The following is a 19,797-nucleotide window of genomic DNA, read 5'->3' as shown; positions in this document are numbered from 1 at the left end:
TTTGACTACCAAAGCAATTTTCTTTGTTATAAACAACTACAATTATAGTACTCATGGCCCCCAGTTTTGACCGGTATCAAATGAAATTGTTAAAAAGGTGCTTTCTGTTCCTGTTACTTATTTCTTGCAATTTTATTTCCGCTCAGCTAAGTGACCTTCATTATTTACCTCCGTTAAAACAAGGTCAAAATAATCAAGGTATCAGGGATCAAGCAATATATCTATCAACCCCGGAACCAACAACCTTTACGGTTAACGCGTATCGAGGTACCAATCCGGCCCCTGTAGCTTCTTTTAATATTTCTAATGTAAGTCCTGCAGTATGGACCCTAGGCGATGGAGACAACAATATTACCTTGGTAAACAATGCCAATACCGGGGTAGTACTTACCAATAGTGGTTTACGTTTTGAATCTCCAAGTGGAAATAGGTTCTATGTAAATTATAGGGGCAACTCCAATGCTCAAGCTGCTTCATTGACCGCAAAGGGAAGACAGGCCCTAGGAACCCGCTTTAAATGGGGAGGGGTTCCAAACCTAGGGGCCCACTCGTCCAAATCCAATACTTTGGGCATTATGGCCACGGAAAACAACACTACGATCAACGTTTTTGGTTATGACCCAGGCTGTGAGTTTAGAGTTGGAAACAATAGAGCGGGAATTACGGACAACACCTATACCATTACATTAAATGCCAATGAATCTTTTGTTTTTGAAACCTATATTGGAAACAGTCCCACCCAGGCCCACGAAGATGGGTGGATTGGCGCTTCCATAATTTCCGATAAAGATATTGTTATTAGCAATGGTTCCATTAACTTTGGTAGGCAAGTAGGTGCCAGTAACCGCGATGCGGGTATTGATCAACCTGTACCTGAAAATCGTTTGGGTAAGGAATACGTATTTATCCGTGGCAATGGAAATACTAATGGTTGGACGGAGTTTCCCCTACTCATCGCTACCGCGGATAACACCCAAATTTTTGTAAACGGTAATCCTGCTCCGATAGCTACACTTAACAATGGGGATTATTTTGAAGTCCCTAATAGCTATTACTCTGCCAATGCCGTTGGTGCCAATATGTTCGTACAGACCTCTAAAGATGTCTATGCCTATCAGTGTATGGCCGGGGCAAGTCAAGTGTACACACAAGGACTCAATTTTGTTGCTCCCGTAAACTGTTTATTACCCGATGTTATGGACAATATTCCGGACATCAGGAATATGGCAGGCTTAAATGTAACAGGGGGGATGACTATTATAGCGGCTGCAAATACCCCGGATGCCAACATTCAGGTTACCGATGGAAACGGTGCGGTAACCTTACCAGCTTCAAATCCTGTTGCTGGTTCTACAGACTGGAAAACTTTTTTCATTCCCAATCTTAATGGGGATGTAAGTGTACAATCCACAGGGCCTATGGCTGTTGGATTTTTTGGATATAATGGTGCAAGGGGAGTAGCCGGATACTTCTCCGGATTTGACACCTTGCCGGAGGTAACCCTTGCAATTAGAGGAGGTAGTGGCTGTTTTGTAGGATCAGAAATCTATGAAGCGACGAACAATAATTTCGACGCTTTCCAATGGTATGAAAATGGACAACCTATTCCAGGTGCCAATAGTCCAAGCTATTCACCGCCAGGAGCTGGCGATTATTTCTTAAGGGGTACCAAAGGACCCTGTACTTATGATAGTAACCTGATCCAAGCCCTATACTGTGATCCCGATGTTGTATTGGAGAAAACAGTGGATAAGGCTGAGATTATGGAAGGCGAGACGGCTACGTTTACCATCCGGGTTCAAAACTGGGGCCTTGGACCTTTGACCAACCTACAAATCACGGATAATATCCCAACAGGACTTACTTTAATAAATGCCTTTACCATATCTGGAAGTTGGAGTGGCAACACTTGGAATATTGGAACCTTAAACGGAGGTGAAGTTGCCGAATTGGAACTTGAGGTACGTGGCGATGAAATAGATGTCCTTCCTCTATTAAGTTTAACCAACACGGTAACCAATACCCAGGATCAAACGGATACAAACATAACCCCGGACAATCCCACTGCCCTACTAACGGTTCATAACGACTTTGACAACGATGGAGTAAACGATGTTACGGATTTGGATGATGATAATGATGGTATTTATGACGAGGAAGAGTGTGCCACATTGCTATTCAATATTTCAAACGGAAGTAACCATAACAGTGACCTCATAAGCGTTGACAATTATTTGGTGCTTGATGTCTTTAGCATAGACAATTCGTTTAACCTACAAATCAACGGAAATGATGTTGCCGGAGAAATTCAATTCCAGGATGGTGCCTCTGGGAATACAGCTAATTTTATCGATGGCACAGGTTATGGAGAAAACGGTAATCCTGACATTTGGACCATAACCGGCACACATGGTAGTCCACTGCTTCGGGTAATTGTTGATCAAGCAGGTGAGTTTAGACTTTTTGGTACACGATCCTCCAATGGTCCAATGGAGCCCATGATTCTTACAACTCCGGCCAACATTGTAAATTGGAACCCATCTGGTAATAACGACATTACCATAGGTCAAGCGGTAGCAGGACCTACCAATATGAGAGGATTACTTCTTACAGCGGGTTGTGATACCGATTCTGATGGCTTTCCCGATCCTTTGGATTTGGATAGCGATGATGATGGTTGTAGTGATGCCAATGAATATTACAAGGACAACAATGCAGATGGTGGCGATGGCGGTGAATATGGTTCTGGGGTACCAGTCGTTGACCCAAATGACGGTACGGTAAACAATGCTACTTATATAAAAGTATTTGCTCCTGAGATTTTATTGGGCAATACCTCAGAAAACCTGGGTGGAGGAGACATTAATGGACAAGGTGTTAACCTTGGACAGACTTTTCAGTATGTACTACGCTTTCAAAATACTGGGGACGACAATGCCACCAACTATGTTATAAGGGACATACTGCCCAATAATGTAACCTTAGCTACTGTTGATGTACCTGAAAATAGTATAGATGTATCCGATGCGTCGGGCACTACATTTAACTACGATATCAACACCAATACCATTGAGTTTCAGGTTCCCAATAACCTGGTGGAGGTAGGAGATCCAGAATATACCATTAGGATTATAGTGACAATCTCGGCCAACTGCTCAGATTTTGTGGATGCCTGTTCCTCCCAATTGGAAAATTTGGCATATTCCACTTTTCAGGGTGTCCTAAACCCAACCGTATTTACAGATGAACCAGGGAGCTCTAACTTTCCGTGCAACAGCACTCCGGAGGTCGCGAGCAATAATATTTTGGATGACTTGGCCAATTGTAGCCAAGCAAGAACTGTACAGTTGTGCGGTGATGACGTTCTTCTTACAGCTGGGTCTGGGTTCGGAACATATATATGGGCAATCGACAATAATGGAAATGGGCAAATTGACGGTTCGGATACTGTTTTGAATGACGGAGATGCCGATAACGACCCGAGCACTTTGTTGGTGACGAATATAGGGAATTACATTGTAGAAAAGTCTGGTGGTGGAAGTTGCCAGGATCTAACCGAATTAATCACTGTTGAGCGATTTGGCACAACACAGACCAACCCAATAATAACATATTTTAATCAGGTGAATTCGGACGGCGATTTGGACAATGACTTATATGGTGAAATCGTGGCCTGTTCCTTGGATGGGGATTTACTGCCAAAAATATTCCTATGTGGCGAAAACGATTCGGCCCTTATCCAGCTGGGTATAACCGATAGTCAAAGTATTGTTTGGCAAAAATTGGATGAGACCAGTTGCTCGGATAATGGTGATGACTGCGCGAACAAGAATTTTGGGTGTACCTGGAACGATGTTGCTACTGAAGATAATTTCACGGTAACCGATAGTGGTGAGTATCGTGTGGTCATTACCTACCAAAATGGTTGCTTTAGTCGGTTTTATTTCAATGTGTTCAAAAACACCTTGGATATCCAACATACCGCTTCGGATATTCTTTGTAGTACTCCGGGGAACATAAGGGTCACCAATATTGGTGCGGGCTATGGGTTCCAGTTGGTGAATACCTCAAATAATGCTATTGTTGTTCCATTTTCCAGTAACAATGGACCCAATTTTGATATTGCGACCAGCGGCTCCTACAAAATCCAGGTTACCCAATTGGACCCTATTTCCGGAAACCCGATTGATGGTGCCTGTATCTTTGAAACAGAAGATATTGGTATCCTTGAACGGGACTATCAAGTTAACATTACGACTACCCCTGCCGATTGTAACACCCTGGGTACAATAGCAATCCAGGCCCTGAACGTTTTACCACAGTATAGTTATGAACTTCGTCTAGACGATGGCAGCAATGGGGGACAAGGGACTTTTGTTGACAGTCATTTAGTATCTGACGACAATACCCATACATTTACCAATGTCAATGAAGGAAACTACATAGTGATTACTACGACAGTCGATGGCTGTACGGATACCCAAAATATAACCGTTGATGAAATTCCGGAATTGACTTTGACTGCCGTTACTCGGGAAAATATAACATGCGACCCTGGGATAGTAAACCTAACGCCGAGTGGGGGAAGTCCGAACCCGGATTACAGAATGGCGGTTTGGAGCAAGGACGGTATTGATCTTTATCCAAGTCCGCCTAGCCTTTCCGATATTCCTCCAGGCTCGGTACAAACGGCTTCTTCATTTCTCTTCAATGCTCCTTTGGAGGCAGGAGATTATGAATTCATTGTTTTTGATGACAATGGTTGCCATGCGATTTCAAATGTGGTTACGATGGAATATTTGGATAGTCCGTCCATTTCGGCCTCACATTCGGACATTGTCTGTGCGGACGACTCAACGGCGTCCCTTACCGTTTCGGTTACCGGAGGTACTCCACCATACCAGTATAGCTTGGACGGTGGTACCAACTACCAGACGGCCGATACGTTTCCTAACCTTTCTGCGGGTCTATACACCATCACCGTTATGGATTCCAGTGGAAGTGGAGCTACGGGTTGTGTGGTAAGCTCCGATTATGAAATTGATCAACCGTTTCGATTAACCGCATCGGCGGCCATAGTAGAGGACGCTTCTTGTAATCCGAGCGGGGCATTGGTCAAGATCTTGAATGCCAATGGTGGGCAGGCACCTTATGAATACAGTTTTGATGGAGGCAGTAATTTTGGCCCCGTAAACGAAAGAAACCTTTTAGCGGGAACCCATCAATTGGTGGTCAGGGATGCTTTGGAATGTACCTTCAATATGGATTTGACGGTTCCGGCTCAAGTATCGGATCCCAACTTATCATATGCCGTCGATTATGATTGTAATGGCATAGGGACCATTACCATTTCAACATCGAACACTACGGATTTTGACTATACCTATAGCCTAAATGGCACCGAAAATACACCTTCTGATAATAACATATTTACCAACGTTGCCGCTGGAACACAAACCGTGACGGTAGGTTATTCCAGTAGCATAGCGCCAAATCAAAGCACCTTGTTCTTCGAGGATTTTGGGGCAGGAACAACCACCCAGATTGGTGAAATTGGACCAGACTATTGTTATGAACCGCAAGACGGTTCAGTAACAACCTGTAATCGGGGCCCCGCCGGAATTTTAGTGAATGGTGAATATACGGTCACCAACCGGGTCACCAATCCCGTTCCTTTTTGGACCAGTCCACAAGACCATACAAATCTTACGGATGGCAGGTTCTTGGCCATAGACGTGAGTAACTTCTCCGATACAGGTAACCCACAACTCAATAATATTTTATGGGCAAGGCGGGATATAGAAGTACTGCCCAATGAGGAAATCACCCTAAATTTCTGGGCCTATAACCTCATGAATCTATCAGGAGCTGGTAACAATCCCGAGGTACTTATCGAGATTTTAGACAATACGGGAGCTTTAATTTATAGTGAAGTAGCCCTGGAAATTCCAAAAAACACCAATGATACGGACTGGCATGAACGGACCATATCGTTTGACCCTGGAACCAACATTGATATCGATATTGTTTTTAGAACTAATGTTAACAGTAATGACGGCAATGATTTAATTTTGGATGATATTACAGCTTTCCAAGTGCCCTCTGTTTGTCCAAAAACCCAAGATTTGGCAATATTAGTGGAGGCTGATCAGGCGTTTGATGCCCAATTGCTAAACGTTATTGATCCAAGTTGTAACGGGGTCGCAGATGGATCCATTCGTTTTGAGGTCTCGAATTTTGACTCCCTGGCAGGGTTTGAATACTCTTTGGACGATATCAATTGGATTGCTTCAATGACCTCACCGGTTACTACGACAACTAATTTGGCCGATGGAATTTATACCGTTTGGGTAAGAAAAGCGGATGAAAATACATGCTCTGTAGATTTCCCTGTTACAATTACGGAACCTTCGGTTATAGTGCCTACATTAGGCTTAACCTCCGAATTTACTTGTTCGAATACGGGTGCAACGCTGGAAGCTTCGGCCACTGGTGGAAGTCCTGGATATGAATACCAACTGGAGGATACCCTAGGAAATATTGTTACATCGTACCAAACTGGTCCTGTATTCCCAAATATTACGAATGGCGATTACCTTGTTCGGGTACGTGATAAGAATAGTTGCGAAGTACTCTTGCAATCTGCAATGGCAGTTACGGTATCCCTACCACAGACCATAACTTTAACAACATCCCATACCAATTGTTATGACGGCCAAAACAATGCTACCATAACCGTTCAGGTAACCTCAGGAAACGGTGATTACACGTTTAGCATTAATGGAGGCGCACCAATGAGTCCATCCATAACCACTCCTACCGAATACACCTTTACCAATTTAGGGGACGGTACCTATACCATTGAGGTGTTCGACACCTATGGCTGTTCCGCTTCAAATACAGCGACTCCTGTTATCATAGATCAAGTCCTATTGGCGCAAATAGATGCCGTTGATGTTACCGATTGTGCAGATGGTAGCATTACAGTTACTCCTTCTGGTGGTGATGGTAATTATGTGTATGCGTTTTTGCCAACAGGCTCAACCGTAGCGGATTCCGATTTTGGTACGTCACACACCTTTACGGTAACCAGTGGTTCTGCCGGTGGTTATGATGTTTATGTGAGGGATAATAATGGTTCTGTTACACCCAATCCCTATTGCCAATTTGTGCAGATGGTCACTGTGGGCAATGCTCCCGTTTTGGCATTTACGACCACCCCGACCGATCCAGAGTGCCATGATGGTCTAGGTTCAATAGATATTACCATTACGGCAGGAGATGCACCTTTTACTATTGAGATTCTTGATTTGGACAACGGAGGAGCTTCTGATCAAACCGTAAACAATGTATTGGCCAACGATTATACATTTTTCAATTTAAATCCAGGCGATTATGCCATTTCCGTAACAGATACACATGGTTGTCCCATGACCGATACACCGGTGACCTTGAACAATCCGGATGAGCTAACAGCTACTGTTACAGGGGAAACCCCTGGTGATTGTACAGGATTGCCAACTGATTTTGGATTTAATGTTACTGGCTATCCAACTACGATTGGTACCGTTGAGTTTAGTGATGATGCCGGTGCAACCTGGCAGTCTTCGGATCAATTCAGGGGATATAATTCCGGCCAAATCGTCCATCCTTCCTTAAGGACAGTAGATGGTTCCGGGAATACTATCTGTCAAACCGATTTACCTCAATTCATCATTCCATATCCACTGGACAATCTTGACATTACCCTATCCGCATTGGTAGTGAATTGTAATGAGCTTCAGGTCGTCGTACAAGGTTCCCAAGGGGTGGCCCCTTATCAGTACGCGTTTAGTGATGACCCCGCAAATTTTGATCCTACAACCGCTACTTGGTTTCCAGGAGAAAGTACACATAAAGACGGTAGCCCAGTACTGGCCGGACATGGCAGATATGAATGGTTGGGCTTGGTTCCCGGTAGAACCTATGTTTTTTATGTGCAGGACAACAACAGCTGCACAAGACAGAGTGACGTAAATGTAAACAACTTGATAACCCAGCCTTTGGGAATTACCTCTTCGCTTACACCCTCATGTAACGGAAGTAATAACGGTAGCATTACTTATACCATTGTTGAGAATATAGTATCACCGGGTACGGAAATGCAATGGTCATTTTACGACATATCCTCGGGAACACCTGTATTGGTTAGTGACAGTGGCGGAAATGTTCCCTTCTCCGCTCCCCAAACGTTGACCTTTAATTCTTTGGGAACAGGAAGTTATTTCATAGAAGTTACGAAAATGGATGGTGCTGTTTCCAGCTGTGTCAGTGCTTCGGAAAACGAATTGCTGGAAGAGTTGGATGCCATTACCGGTACTCCCGGTATGTTGCGGGATATTGCCTGTAATCGCACGGGACTTATAGAGATTCCTGACATTTCCGGCGGTGGTGGTACCTATTACTATGATGTAACGGGTCCGGCTCCGTTTGCACCGATTACCGGTACATTGGACAATCCGATTGAAGTTCCAGCAAATTCACCTTCTGGATCATACACGGTTTCGGTAACCGATCAATATGGATGTTCCACACCGTTGGGTAATGTGAATTTGAATCTTTCGCCCAATCCGGACATCCACAATATTGAAGTTAACAATTGTGGCCCCCAAGCCAGTATTACGGTTACTTCATTTTCAGCGGCACCCATTCATTATAGTATAGATAATGGAGCGGGTTATACCGCTAGCAATAATACGGGTCTGTTTACCAATGTGCCCTTGGGTACCTATACGGCAACCATTTTGGACGGCAATGGTTGTGGAGATACGGATACCGTAACCGTACATCCCAGCCTACAGGCTAACGCCAACTTGGTGCAAAATTTGGGCTGTGGTGTTGGCCATGAAGCAGAAATATTGGTGGAAGCCACCCATGGTTCGGGAAATTATGAATACGAAATAGTAGGTACTTCAAGCACTTTAATTTCAAGACAGGCCTTGGCCATCAACCCAACTGCTGTTCCAGCGCTAACAGCGGATACATATACAGTACATATTTATGATATTGGCGTTGATGGGCCAGAATGTTCTCGAACGTTCACCGTGGTAGTCGTCCCGGCCGTAGTACCCAGCATATCGGTGGATGCCTTTACCAATGCCACCTGCAATGGGGCAAACGATGGTACCCTAACGGTTACCGCTACTAACCTGGTGGCCGGCACACATGTTATTGAAATAGTTTCGGGAACAGGGGCTGTACTCAGTACCTTTCCCATAAGTGCACCCAATGGCGGAAATACGGTTACCTTCCAGAACCTTGAGGCAACAGGTTCAGGTATCAACTATACCGTTAGGGTGACTTCGCCCAATGGTTGCTTCGCAGAGACCACCCAAGTGATTTCCGAACCTGATGTCATTACCGTAAATACTATTGATCCGGTACCCTATGAATGCTCTTCAGGAAATACATTTGGAAATGCAAGTCTAACCTTTGCGGGGGCAAACGGTGGATCTGGAAATTATGTGCGATATGAATTCATACGTGACGGAAATCTGGTACAGGGTGGTACAAACCCTACTTGGATCGAAACCGATTTTGCAGGAGGCAACTATCTTATCAATGTCTATGATGAAAATGGCTGTATGGGAAGCACAAGCCCTATTATAGTACCTTTTGACGAAATGGCCATACCCACAATACATGTGAGTCAAGACATAAGCTGTTCAAACACGGGAGAGGAAATCCGTATAGATGTTACGGGAAGTGTAACTAATAGTACCACCAATCTGGGAAATTACCAATTTACAGTACTCTCAGCTGGGACTTACACCCAGGATGCCATCCACGAAAATGTATTTACCGAGCTACAGCCAGGGACTCATACCTTTGCGGTACGAAATATTGCAACAGAGTGCGAGATAATTGTAGACCATGTTGTTGAAGAACCAAACACTTTCGATGTCACTGTTGAAAAGCTTTCGGATGTAGTATGCTTTGGAACTGATGGTAGTATTCGACTTACCCTGGTCGATGCAACCTATAGTGGTGGGTTCTCATGGAGTATTTTTGATACCAATGGAACTCCATCGGACCGTTCCGATGATGGCTTAGCCATTGTTCATGGAAATTCGGCAAACCTGGGCCCAACGAGTCCTATCGCCGTGCCTGCCGGTAACTATTTGGTGGAAGTGGTTCAGGATGCCCTTCCGGAATGTAGCCAGGTACGGTCCTTCAGTATTGCAACACCCTCGGCGCCGATTACCTTGAGCCCTATTGATTTGACCAATGTGGGCTGTAGTAACCACCAGGGTAGTGCCTTGATAGCCCCAACGGGAGGTCAAGGACCCTATACCATAGCCCTGACCCACGTAGGTAGTGGTACAACTACCGTGGAAACATCGGTGAGCAGCCACCTCTTCCAAGGATTAAGCGACGGGGATTATAACGTTAGTATTACCGATGCGCTTACTTGTAACCGAGTATTCAACAGTGCCTTTAATTTGGCATTGCCAAGTCCCATTACCGGTACCATCTCTAATACAACGTTGGTTTGTCAGGGGGACACAAATGCATCAGTATCCATAAGCCCTGGGAATATCAACTATAGGTATGTGCTAAACACCTATAGCGATGCGGCGGGAGGTACGCTGCTTAGTACCTCGGTGTCCCAAGACGACCGCACCTTTACCAATTTAGGCGCAGGATTTTATAGTATTGTGATAACCGATGACTTTGGATGTACCGAAACGAGCTCAATAGTTGAAATAGAGAACCCCGTTGATGTGCAGGCACAACTGTTTACCAGTCAGGCGCTAAGCTGTCAAATGGATACAGAACTACTTTTGGTGGCTTCCGGAGGAACCGGACCCTACGAATGGAGTGAGGACAATAGCAACTTTATTCCTATGAACAATGTCCAGGGAGCAGGCACACATCTATTCACCAACGTGGCATCTGGTAATGATTACCAATACTATATTAGGGATAGTTTTAATTGTATTTCCATAATATCCAATGAAGTTTCCGTAGACCCCTTTGCAGACCTTTCGGTACCCTTGGATACATCCGCTGCAAACATAAATTGTAATGGTAACGCTACAGCGGCTATTAGAGCTAATGCCAATGGCGGGCTGGGGAACTATGAGTATGCGCTTTTCGATGCGGATTCAAACACAGAGATTTTACCTAACCAACCTAATGGATTGTTTACTGATTTATCTGCAGGCAACTACTATGTACGGGTCCAAAGTGGGGATTGTGAAGCAATTTCCCAAGTAGTACCAATAGCAGAACCTGAACCGTTGGTAGTAGATCCTATTATCTCTGAAATTAGTTGTGCCGATTCCAATGATGGAAGCATACTCTTAGAGGTGACTGGAGGAAGCGGAGCATATCAATTCGCCATTTCACCGAACCTAAACCAGTTTGACGATGAGAATAGTTTTGATGAACTGGCCCCAGGAGATTATACCATAATTGTTCAGGACGGAAACGGTTGTTTTGAACTTGTGGAGTTTTCATTGACCCCACCTGATGCTTTGGCCGTTACTTCAACCGTGTCCGATGAGATATGCTATCAAAGTAATGATGGAACCATAACACTGGAAATAACGGGAGGAACGGCACCGTATTATACGAGTTTAAATAGCAATGAGGATGCGGATTTTGCCCAAGATGTATTGGATTATAGCGGGCTACCCAGCGGCAACCATATGGTTTATATCAAAGATGCGAATGGATGCGAAATTACCGAGGTATTCCAAGTACAGAGCGGGGTTAACCTAGCTGGTGAGGCGGTAGTTCAGTATGAATGCGATCCTCAAGGAAGCACATCAAATTCCGTACAGATTGTTTTTCAGGATCCCAGTATTTCCAATGAGGTACTTTACGGTCTGGACACCGATGAACCCTTGGATATGCAGTTGGAGCCTGTTTTTGAAAATCTTACGGGTGGACCTCATATCATTACGGTAGTTCATAGTAATGGATGTTCCACAACCTTTCCGTTCGAGGTCACTATTTTTGACCCTTTGGAATTGCAACTCCGCGAGGGCGATATTAACCAAATAAGTACCGAAGCATTGGGTGGATCGGGCAATTACACTTTTATCTTCAATGATGAGCCTCCTACCACGGATCAGGCGTATTATATCCGCGAGACCGGTACATATACCGTAACGGTAACCGATGAAAACGGATGTAGTATTACCCAAGAGATTTTCATGGAATTCATAGATATCGAAATTCCAAATTTCTTTACTCCGGATGGGGATGGTAACAATGATTCATGGGCTCCACGAAATATAGAACAATACCCCAATATTTTCATAAAGATCTTTGACCGCTACGGAAGAAATATTTTTCAATTCCAGGGCAATCAAGACAGTTGGGATGGACAATACAAATTCAATGGTCTACCTACGGGAGACTATTGGTATATCATTAAGCTTAACGGTATTGAGGATGAGCGTGAGTTCGTAGGTAATTTCACCCTGTATCGTTAAACTAAAATGCCTGTTTTCAGGATGTGGTTTCAAAAAAAGTATCTTTTTCTTCTTTTTTCGTTGGTAGGATTCATTTCCTATGGGCAGCTCAGCGATTTGCATTACTTACCACCGCTCAAACAAGGGCAGAACAATGGTGCAATTCAGCAGCAGGCGGTTTACCTATCTACTCCGGAGAACACCTCTTTTACGGTTAATGTCTATCAAGGCACAAATGCTACGCCGATTACGTCCTTTTCGATTTCCAACACGACTCCAGCCACATACAATCTTGCGAATGGGGATAACAACATAACCTTGGTAAACAATACCAATACAGGTGTAGTATTGACCAATAGCGGGTTGCGTTTTGAAGCTCCGGGAGGTAACAGCTTTTATGTAAACTATAGGGGGAGATCAGGTTCCCAAGCAGCTTCGTTGACCTCCAAAGGGAGGGCTGCCCTGGGGACAAGTTTTAAATGGGGTGGCGTTCCCAACTTAGGAAGCCATGTTTCAAAATCCAATACTTTGGGTATTATGGCCACCGAGGACAATACCACAATCGATGTCTTTGGATATGATTCCGGTTGTGAATTTCGGGTAGGATCCAATGTTGCCGGAATTACTGCGGATAGTTATCAAATTGTTTTGGATGCCAATGAATCCTTTGTCTTTGAAACCTATATTGGCAATTCCCCGACCCCGGCCCATGAAGATGGTTGGATTGGCGCCTCAATCGTTTCCGACAAGGATATTGTTATCAGTAGCGGCTCACTGAATTATGGGCGAGAAGCCGGAGCAAGTAACCGGGATGCAGGGATTGATCAACCCGTACCCGAGAGCAGTCTCGGTAGGGATTATGTGTTTGTTCGCGGAAATGGGGGATCAGGTGGAGAGACTGAATTTCCACTGATCATCGGTACACAGGACAATACGGAAATCTATGTAAACGGATCGGTCACACCTATAGCGACCATCAACAATGGTGACTATTTTGAGATACCTGGTAGCAACTACTCTTCCAATTCGGTAGGGGCCAACATGTACGTGCAGACCTCAGAGGATGTTTATGCCTACCAATGTATAGCTGGTTCAAGCCAAGTGTATACACAAGGGTTGAATTTTGTGGCACCGGTAAACTGCCTTCTGCCAGATACCATGGACAATATTCCTGATATCAGGGATGCCGCTGGTATAAACGTTTCCGGAGGTGTTACCATAATTGCATCGACAACAACACCTGATAGCAATATTACTGTTACTGATGGAACGGGTACCGTTACTTTGCCTTCATCGAATGCGGTGGCAGGAACCTCGGATTGGAAGACCTTCTACGTCCCCAATTTGACCGGGGATGTAAGCGTTCAATCTACGGGCCCTATTGCGGTCGGTTTTTTTGGCTTTAACGGCGCAAGGGGATTGGCAGGATATTTCTCAGGCTTTGATACCTTGCCTAATGTAAATCTTCAGATAAGCGGTAGCAATTGTTTGCCAGGTTCTACTTTAGAGGTTTCTGGAGGCGAGGTTTTTGACGCTTATCAATGGTATGGCAATAGTGTTTTGATTCCGGGAGCTACGTCACCTACTTATTCGGCCACGACTGCCGGTGAGTATTTTCTTAGGGTCACGAAAGGTTCCTGTAGCTATGACTCCAACGCAATTCAAGTATATTACTGTAATCCCGATGTTGTTTTGAACAAGTCAACTACGGATTTGGTAGTAAACGACGGTGAATTGGTGTCCTTTGATATAACGGTCGAAAGTTTAGGGTTTGATCCATTGACAAATCTTCAGATTACTGACATATTGCCAAACGGGCTGGATTTTGTTTCCGCTACGGTATCAAAGGGATCTTTCAGTTATCCCAATTGGAGCATAGGCACAATGACAGGAGGCGAACTGGTTACTATGACCCTTGTGGCCAGGGCATACATTACAAATATTCATCTTACTTCCATGACCTACACCAACACCATATCCAATACCCAGGATCAAACAGATTCAAATACTACGACCGATAATCCATCCGTGGATGTACAGGTGAACCTTATACCGCCTACAAACGTAATTACCAATAGGAGAATCACCTTCAGGGTGAACAGGAACTAAATCAAGGATTATAGTTTGATTTAACCTTCCTTCGAATCTCCAATGGCCAGACTTGTATAAATTTGTGCCATTTCCCCTTTCCAAAAAACAAGTGGAAGTGTGATAATGAGACTAAATTTATCCCCTTATCAAGAAAAGGATATAAATATTTCAATTTTGAACCCTAGTTTTCTTGCGTATCTTTTAGGTAAGAATTAGTTTCCCCATAAATTCCAATATAGTATAATCATGAAAGTACAATGGGAAGGCGTGATGCCTGCGATAACTACTAAATTCACGGAGGACGATACACTGGATTTAAAAATGTTCAACAAGAACATCGAAGCTCAAATGGATGCCGGGGTACACGGCATTGTTTTAGGAGGGTCCTTAGGAGAGGCAAGTACACTCGTTGAAGATGAAAAGGAGATTTTGATAAAGGAGACCCTAGAGACTGTATCCGGCAGCATACCGGTAGTAATGACCATAGCGGAGCAGGCGACCAAGGCAGCCATTTCTGCGGCTCAAAATGCGGAAAAGCACGGAGCAGATGCTTTGATGGTACTACCACCTATGCGGTATAAGGCAACGGACCATGAGACCGTGGTCTATTTTAAGGAGGTGGCCCAAAATAGTGGTTTACCTATAATGATATATAATAATCCCGTGGATTATAAAATTGAGGTAACCTGTGATATGTTCGAGGAGTTACTGGAGCTTAAAAATATAGGAGCGGTAAAGGAGTCCACTCGGGATATCATTAACATTGGCAGGTTACGGAATAGGTTTGGGGAGCGTTTAAAAATTCTTACTGGAGTGGATCCACTTGCCTTGGAAAGCCTTTTGCTAGGAGCGGACGGATGGGTAGCCGGATTGGTTTGTGCCTTCCCTGCGGAGACGGTCGCTATTTATGAGCTGGCCAAAGCGGGCAAGATTAAGGAGGCTACTGAAATATACCGTTGGTTCCTACCACTTTTGGAGCTGGACATTAGCCCACAGTTGGTACAGAACATCAAGTTGGCTGAAGTGGCTACCGGTATAGGCACTGAACATGTGAGGGCCCCCAGATTGAAACTGGAAGGTCAGGATCGGGACCGCGTCCTAAAGATTATAGATGAGGGGCTACGTACGCGACCAGAATTACCGGAGTATAGGTCGTTGGCCAAATCTATCGAATGATTTTCTCCGCAAGAGAAATTCTGGATAATAGACTCCCTTTTAGCGTTTGTTTTTTATCTTCGAAGGACTGCAAAAAAAACGTTTACGGAAAATAGTTATAAAAAAATCATTCATGATAACGGGCAAAAATTATATAGGTAATGAACTTTCGGCAAAGGGTAATATTACCTTTAATACGTTCGACCCAAAATTGAATATTCCAACAGAATGGAATTTTCATGAAGCTACGGATGGGGAAATTGATACAGCCGCAGAGAAGGCACAATCCGCTTTCAAAGTGTATAAGAATACGTCCGGGGAACAAAGGGCTGATTTTCTAATCGCTATTGCGGAGGAAATAGAAGGTCTTGGTGATGTGTTGATAGAAAGCTATATGAAAGAATCCGGGCTTCCAGAAGGTCGGGCAAAAGGTGAGCGAGGCCGTACTATGGGCCAATTGCGAGCCTTTGCCAATTTGTTGGAAGAAGGATCTTGGATAGATGCTACCATAGACACGGCACAACCAGAACGTCAGCCTCTACCTAAAACGGATATTCGAAAAATGCAGGTGCCTATTGGCCCTATCGCCGTTTTTGGATCAAGTAATTTTCCTCTGGCTTTTTCAACGGCCGGCGGGGATACGGCGAGTGCGCTTGCAGCCGGGTGTCCGGTTATTGTAAAAAGTCATCCCATGCATGCAGGTACGGGAGAACTGGTGGCTTCAGCCATGATCCGTGCGGTTGAACGAACGGGAATGCCGGACGGTGTATTTTCCAATCTCAATAGTAGTGGAATCGAAGTAGGTCAGAAACTGGTTATGCATCCTAATGTTAAGGGTGTAGGTTTTACGGGAAGTATACGAGGTGGAACGGCGCTGTACCAATTGGCTAATGAGCGTAAGGAGCCCATACCCGTTTTTGCCGAAATGGGAAGTATTAATCCTGTTGTTGCATTGCCGGGAGCATTAATGGCAAAGGGGGAGGATTGGGCAAAAAGTTACGCAGGCTCTATTACACTGGGAGCGGGACAATTTTGCACCAATCCAGGATTGCTTTTAGGTGTTAAAGGCAAAGAATTGGAAGAGTTTGGTTCCATTTTGGGAAAAGAGATAGAAAAAATTGAACCGGGATGCATGTTGCACCCCAATATTCACAAGGGATACGAAAAAGGAAAAGAAGAACTCTCTTCCCAATCCAAAACTGAAGTAGTGGCTTCCTTTGATACGGAAGTACCACCTAACTATGGAAAGCAACGGATATTAAAGGTAGACGGGTCGGATTTTATGGCCAACCCCAAATTACATCAAGAGGTTTTTGGACCGTTCTCCGTTCTGGTGCAATGCGAGAATACGGATGAACTGGAGAAGGTAATCGATCAACTGGAAGGCCAATTGACGGGGACTGTTTTAGGGAATGAAGAAGAGCTGGAGAATTATGGTCCTGTTGTTGAGGCGCTTAAGAATAGGGTAGGGCGTTTAATCTTTAACGGGGTGCCTACCGGTGTGGAAGTCTGTCCCTCAATGCAACATGGCGGACCCTTTCCGGCGAGTACGGATAGTCGTTTTACTTCCGTCGGAACTTCTGCTATTCAACGTTGGGTAAGACCTGTTTCGTATCAGAATTGGCCGCAAAATCATTTGCCGGATGCCTTGAAAGATAATAATCCTTTAGGCATAATGCGCTTGGTGGATGGAAAATATACTACTTCAAAAATTTGACTACTTGGCGGGAATCTTTATTGTTTTGGTGATTGGTGCAAGTAAAGGAACTATACCATCTCCTAGATTAAATAGCCCAGTAAATTTTGACTTATTTCGACATGTCCATACACAGATTTGATTGTATAGATGCACATACTTGTGGAAATCCGGTAAGATTGGTCAAGACCGGCGGGCCGGAACTGAAAGGTTCCAATATGGCTGAGAAAAGACAGCATTTTATAAAGGAATACGACTGGATTCGGAGAGGGCTTATGTTCGAGCCCCGTGGTCACGATATGATGAGTGGAAGCATCCTGTACCCGCCAATGGATTCCAATAACGATATAGGCATTCTTTTTATAGAAACGAGCGGTTGCCTACCTATGTGTGGCCATGGTACTATTGGTAGCGTCACTATTGCACTCGAAGAGGATATTATTACCCCAAAAGTTCCGGGGCAAATACGTTTGGAAACTCCAGCAGGCCTCGTTGAAATTGAGTATAGGTTAACGGAAAATAAAAAAGTGGAATGGGTAAAGCTGACCAATGTGAAATCCTATCTAGCAGCTTCGGAGCTTACCATAGCCAGTACTGCCTTGGGGGAACTGGAATTTGATGTAGCCTATGGAGGTAACTTCTATGCCATTTTTGATACCCAACCTAATTTTTCGGGTCTACAGGACTTTTCGGCCAGTGAATTGATTCGGTTTAGCCAAGAAATCCGGGAGAAAATCAATCTTAAGTACCCTGACCGATTCATCCATCCCGAAGACAATACGATCAGGAATGTGAGTCACATTATGTGGTCGGGAGATACCCTTTCCCAGGAAGCCACTGCCCGTAATGCGGTATTTTATGGAGATAAGGCCATTGACCGATCACCTTGTGGAACGGGTACTTCCGCACGAATGGCCCAATGGCACGCCAAAGGGAGACTTTCCATTGGGGAAACTTTTGTACATGAAAGTTTTATCGGATCCAAATTTGAGGGAAGGGTAGAGCAGGAGACAACACTGTTGGGAGAAACAGCTATTAAACCTAGTATAAAGGGCTGGGCAAGAATCTATGGGCATAATACCATAACCATAGATGAGGACGATCCCTATGCCTATGGGTTTCAGGTAATTTAGTATGGGAAGAAAGGTTGTAATTATCGGAGGGGGTATAATTGGGTTAAGCTCCGCCTATTTTTTAAGTAAGGCGGGACATGAGGTTACGGTTATCGACAAATCTGATATCAGTTCTGGGGCTTCCTTTGTAAATGCGGGATATTTAACACCTAGTCATATCATCCCCCTGGCCGCGCCCGGTGTTTTAATACAGGGACTGAAATGGATGATGGATTCTTCCAGTCCTCTATACATCAAACCGCGTTGGGACCTGGATTTCTTAAAATGGTCCTGGTATTTCCATAAATCTTCGACCAAGGCTAAGGTGGAAAGAGCCATTCCCATCATTAAGGAAATCAATCTTTTGAGTCGGGAGCTTTTTCAGGATATCAAGACCTCAGGAGACTTGGGTGATTTTCAATTGGAACGTAAAGGACTATTAATGCTCTACCAAACAAATGCTGCATTAGAGCATGAACTAGATGTAGCACAGAAGGCGGGGAAACTGGGTCTGGAAGTTTCCGAAATGGATGCTAAAGACCTTGGGCGACTGCAACCCGATGTGAAGATCGATGCGAAAGGAGCAATTTATTATGAATGTGATGGACATACTACCCCCACAGAGTTCATGCCCAAAATGGTAGAATATCTAAAGCGTGTTGGTGTAAAGTTTAAAATTGATGAAGAGGTACGAGATATAATAGTAAAGGATGATAAAATAACCGAAGTACAAACCTCGAAAAACTCCTATAGTGGAGATGAAATAGTGCTTGCTGCAGGATCTTGGAGTGGCAAGCTCGCCAAAATACTGGGAAAAGTTTTACCGCTTCAAGCGGGTAAAGGGTATAGTATAAATGTATCTAGGGATACCGGAATTACCCTACCCGCCATCCTAATGGAAGCCAAAATGGCGGTCACCCCAATGCGGGGGTTTACCCGATTTGCTGGGACCATGGAATTTTCTGGTATAAACCATATCATACGTCAGGAGCGCGTAGCGGCCATTGCCAAGGGTGCACGGCGGTTTTACCCTGAACTTGAAATAACAGCCGAAGAAAAAAGTAAGGCCAAGATGGGACTACGCCCTGTTTCCCCGGACGGGTTACCCTACATAGGCAAGTTCAACGGCTTTCCCAACCTGCTTATAGCCACCGGCCACGCCATGATGGGCTGGAGCTTGGGCCCCGCAACGGGTAAATTTGTACAACAGCTCATAGATGATGTAAAGCCGGATATGGATCTTACGCCCTTTAGCCCTGATCGAAAATTCAACTAATTC

General features: G+C 44.4%; 6 protein-coding genes. All 6 read left to right on the top strand.

Annotated features, from left to right (window positions below; all coding sequences use genetic code 11):
* Positions 1–80 precede the first annotated feature (80 nt).
* Positions 81–12,485, top strand: coding sequence for a T9SS type B sorting domain-containing protein (locus D7Z94_RS21925; RefSeq protein ID WP_147415963.1), 12,405 nt, complete (start codon positions 81–83; stop codon positions 12,483–12,485).
* A 21-nt stretch (positions 12,486–12,506) separates the two neighbouring features.
* On the top strand, positions 12,507–14,573 hold the full coding sequence (locus D7Z94_RS21920; protein WP_120714050.1) for a DUF11 domain-containing protein: 2,067 nt from the start codon (positions 12,507–12,509) through the stop codon (positions 14,571–14,573).
* Between the two features lie 228 nt (positions 14,574–14,801).
* Positions 14,802–15,731 (top strand): dihydrodipicolinate synthase family protein, encoded by a 930-nt coding sequence (locus D7Z94_RS21915; RefSeq protein WP_120713783.1) that lies wholly within the window; start codon positions 14,802–14,804, stop codon positions 15,729–15,731.
* Positions 15,732–15,843: 112 nt separating this feature from the next.
* On the top strand, positions 15,844–17,427 hold the full coding sequence (locus D7Z94_RS21910) for an aldehyde dehydrogenase (NADP(+)) (protein WP_120714049.1): 1,584 nt from the start codon (positions 15,844–15,846) through the stop codon (positions 17,425–17,427).
* Positions 17,428–17,528: 101 nt separating this feature from the next.
* A complete protein-coding gene (locus D7Z94_RS21905) occupies positions 17,529–18,539 on the top strand; it encodes a 4-hydroxyproline epimerase (RefSeq protein WP_120713782.1) in 1,011 nt (336 codons plus the stop codon).
* Position 18,540: 1 nt separating this feature from the next.
* A complete protein-coding gene (locus tag D7Z94_RS21900; protein ID WP_120713781.1) occupies positions 18,541–19,794 on the top strand; it encodes an NAD(P)/FAD-dependent oxidoreductase in 1,254 nt (417 codons plus the stop codon).
* The last annotated feature ends 3 nt before the right edge of the window (positions 19,795–19,797 follow it).

This window comes from Ulvibacterium marinum, from assembly GCF_003626755.1.
In the GTDB taxonomy this organism is placed as follows: Bacteria; Bacteroidota; Bacteroidia; order Flavobacteriales; family Flavobacteriaceae; genus Ulvibacterium; species Ulvibacterium marinum.
The sequence above is the reverse complement of the archived record's forward strand: the minus strand, read 5'-3'. Positions and strand labels throughout refer to the sequence as shown.

What these genes read in the sequence shown, in the direction of transcription:
- D7Z94_RS21925 (WP_147415963.1), top strand. Translation starts at nt 81, where the DNA reads ATGAAATTGTTAAAAAGGTGCTTTCTGTTCCTGTTACTTATTTCTTGC.
- D7Z94_RS21920 (WP_120714050.1), top strand. Translation starts at nt 12,507, where the DNA reads ATGTGGTTTCAAAAAAAGTATCTTTTTCTTCTTTTTTCGTTGGTAGGA.
- D7Z94_RS21915 (WP_120713783.1), top strand. Translation starts at nt 14,802, where the DNA reads ATGAAAGTACAATGGGAAGGCGTGATGCCTGCGATAACTACTAAATTC.
- D7Z94_RS21910 (WP_120714049.1), top strand. Translation starts at nt 15,844, where the DNA reads ATGATAACGGGCAAAAATTATATAGGTAATGAACTTTCGGCAAAGGGT.
- D7Z94_RS21905 (WP_120713782.1), top strand. Translation starts at nt 17,529, where the DNA reads ATGTCCATACACAGATTTGATTGTATAGATGCACATACTTGTGGAAAT.
- D7Z94_RS21900 (WP_120713781.1), top strand. Translation starts at nt 18,541, where the DNA reads ATGGGAAGAAAGGTTGTAATTATCGGAGGGGGTATAATTGGGTTAAGC.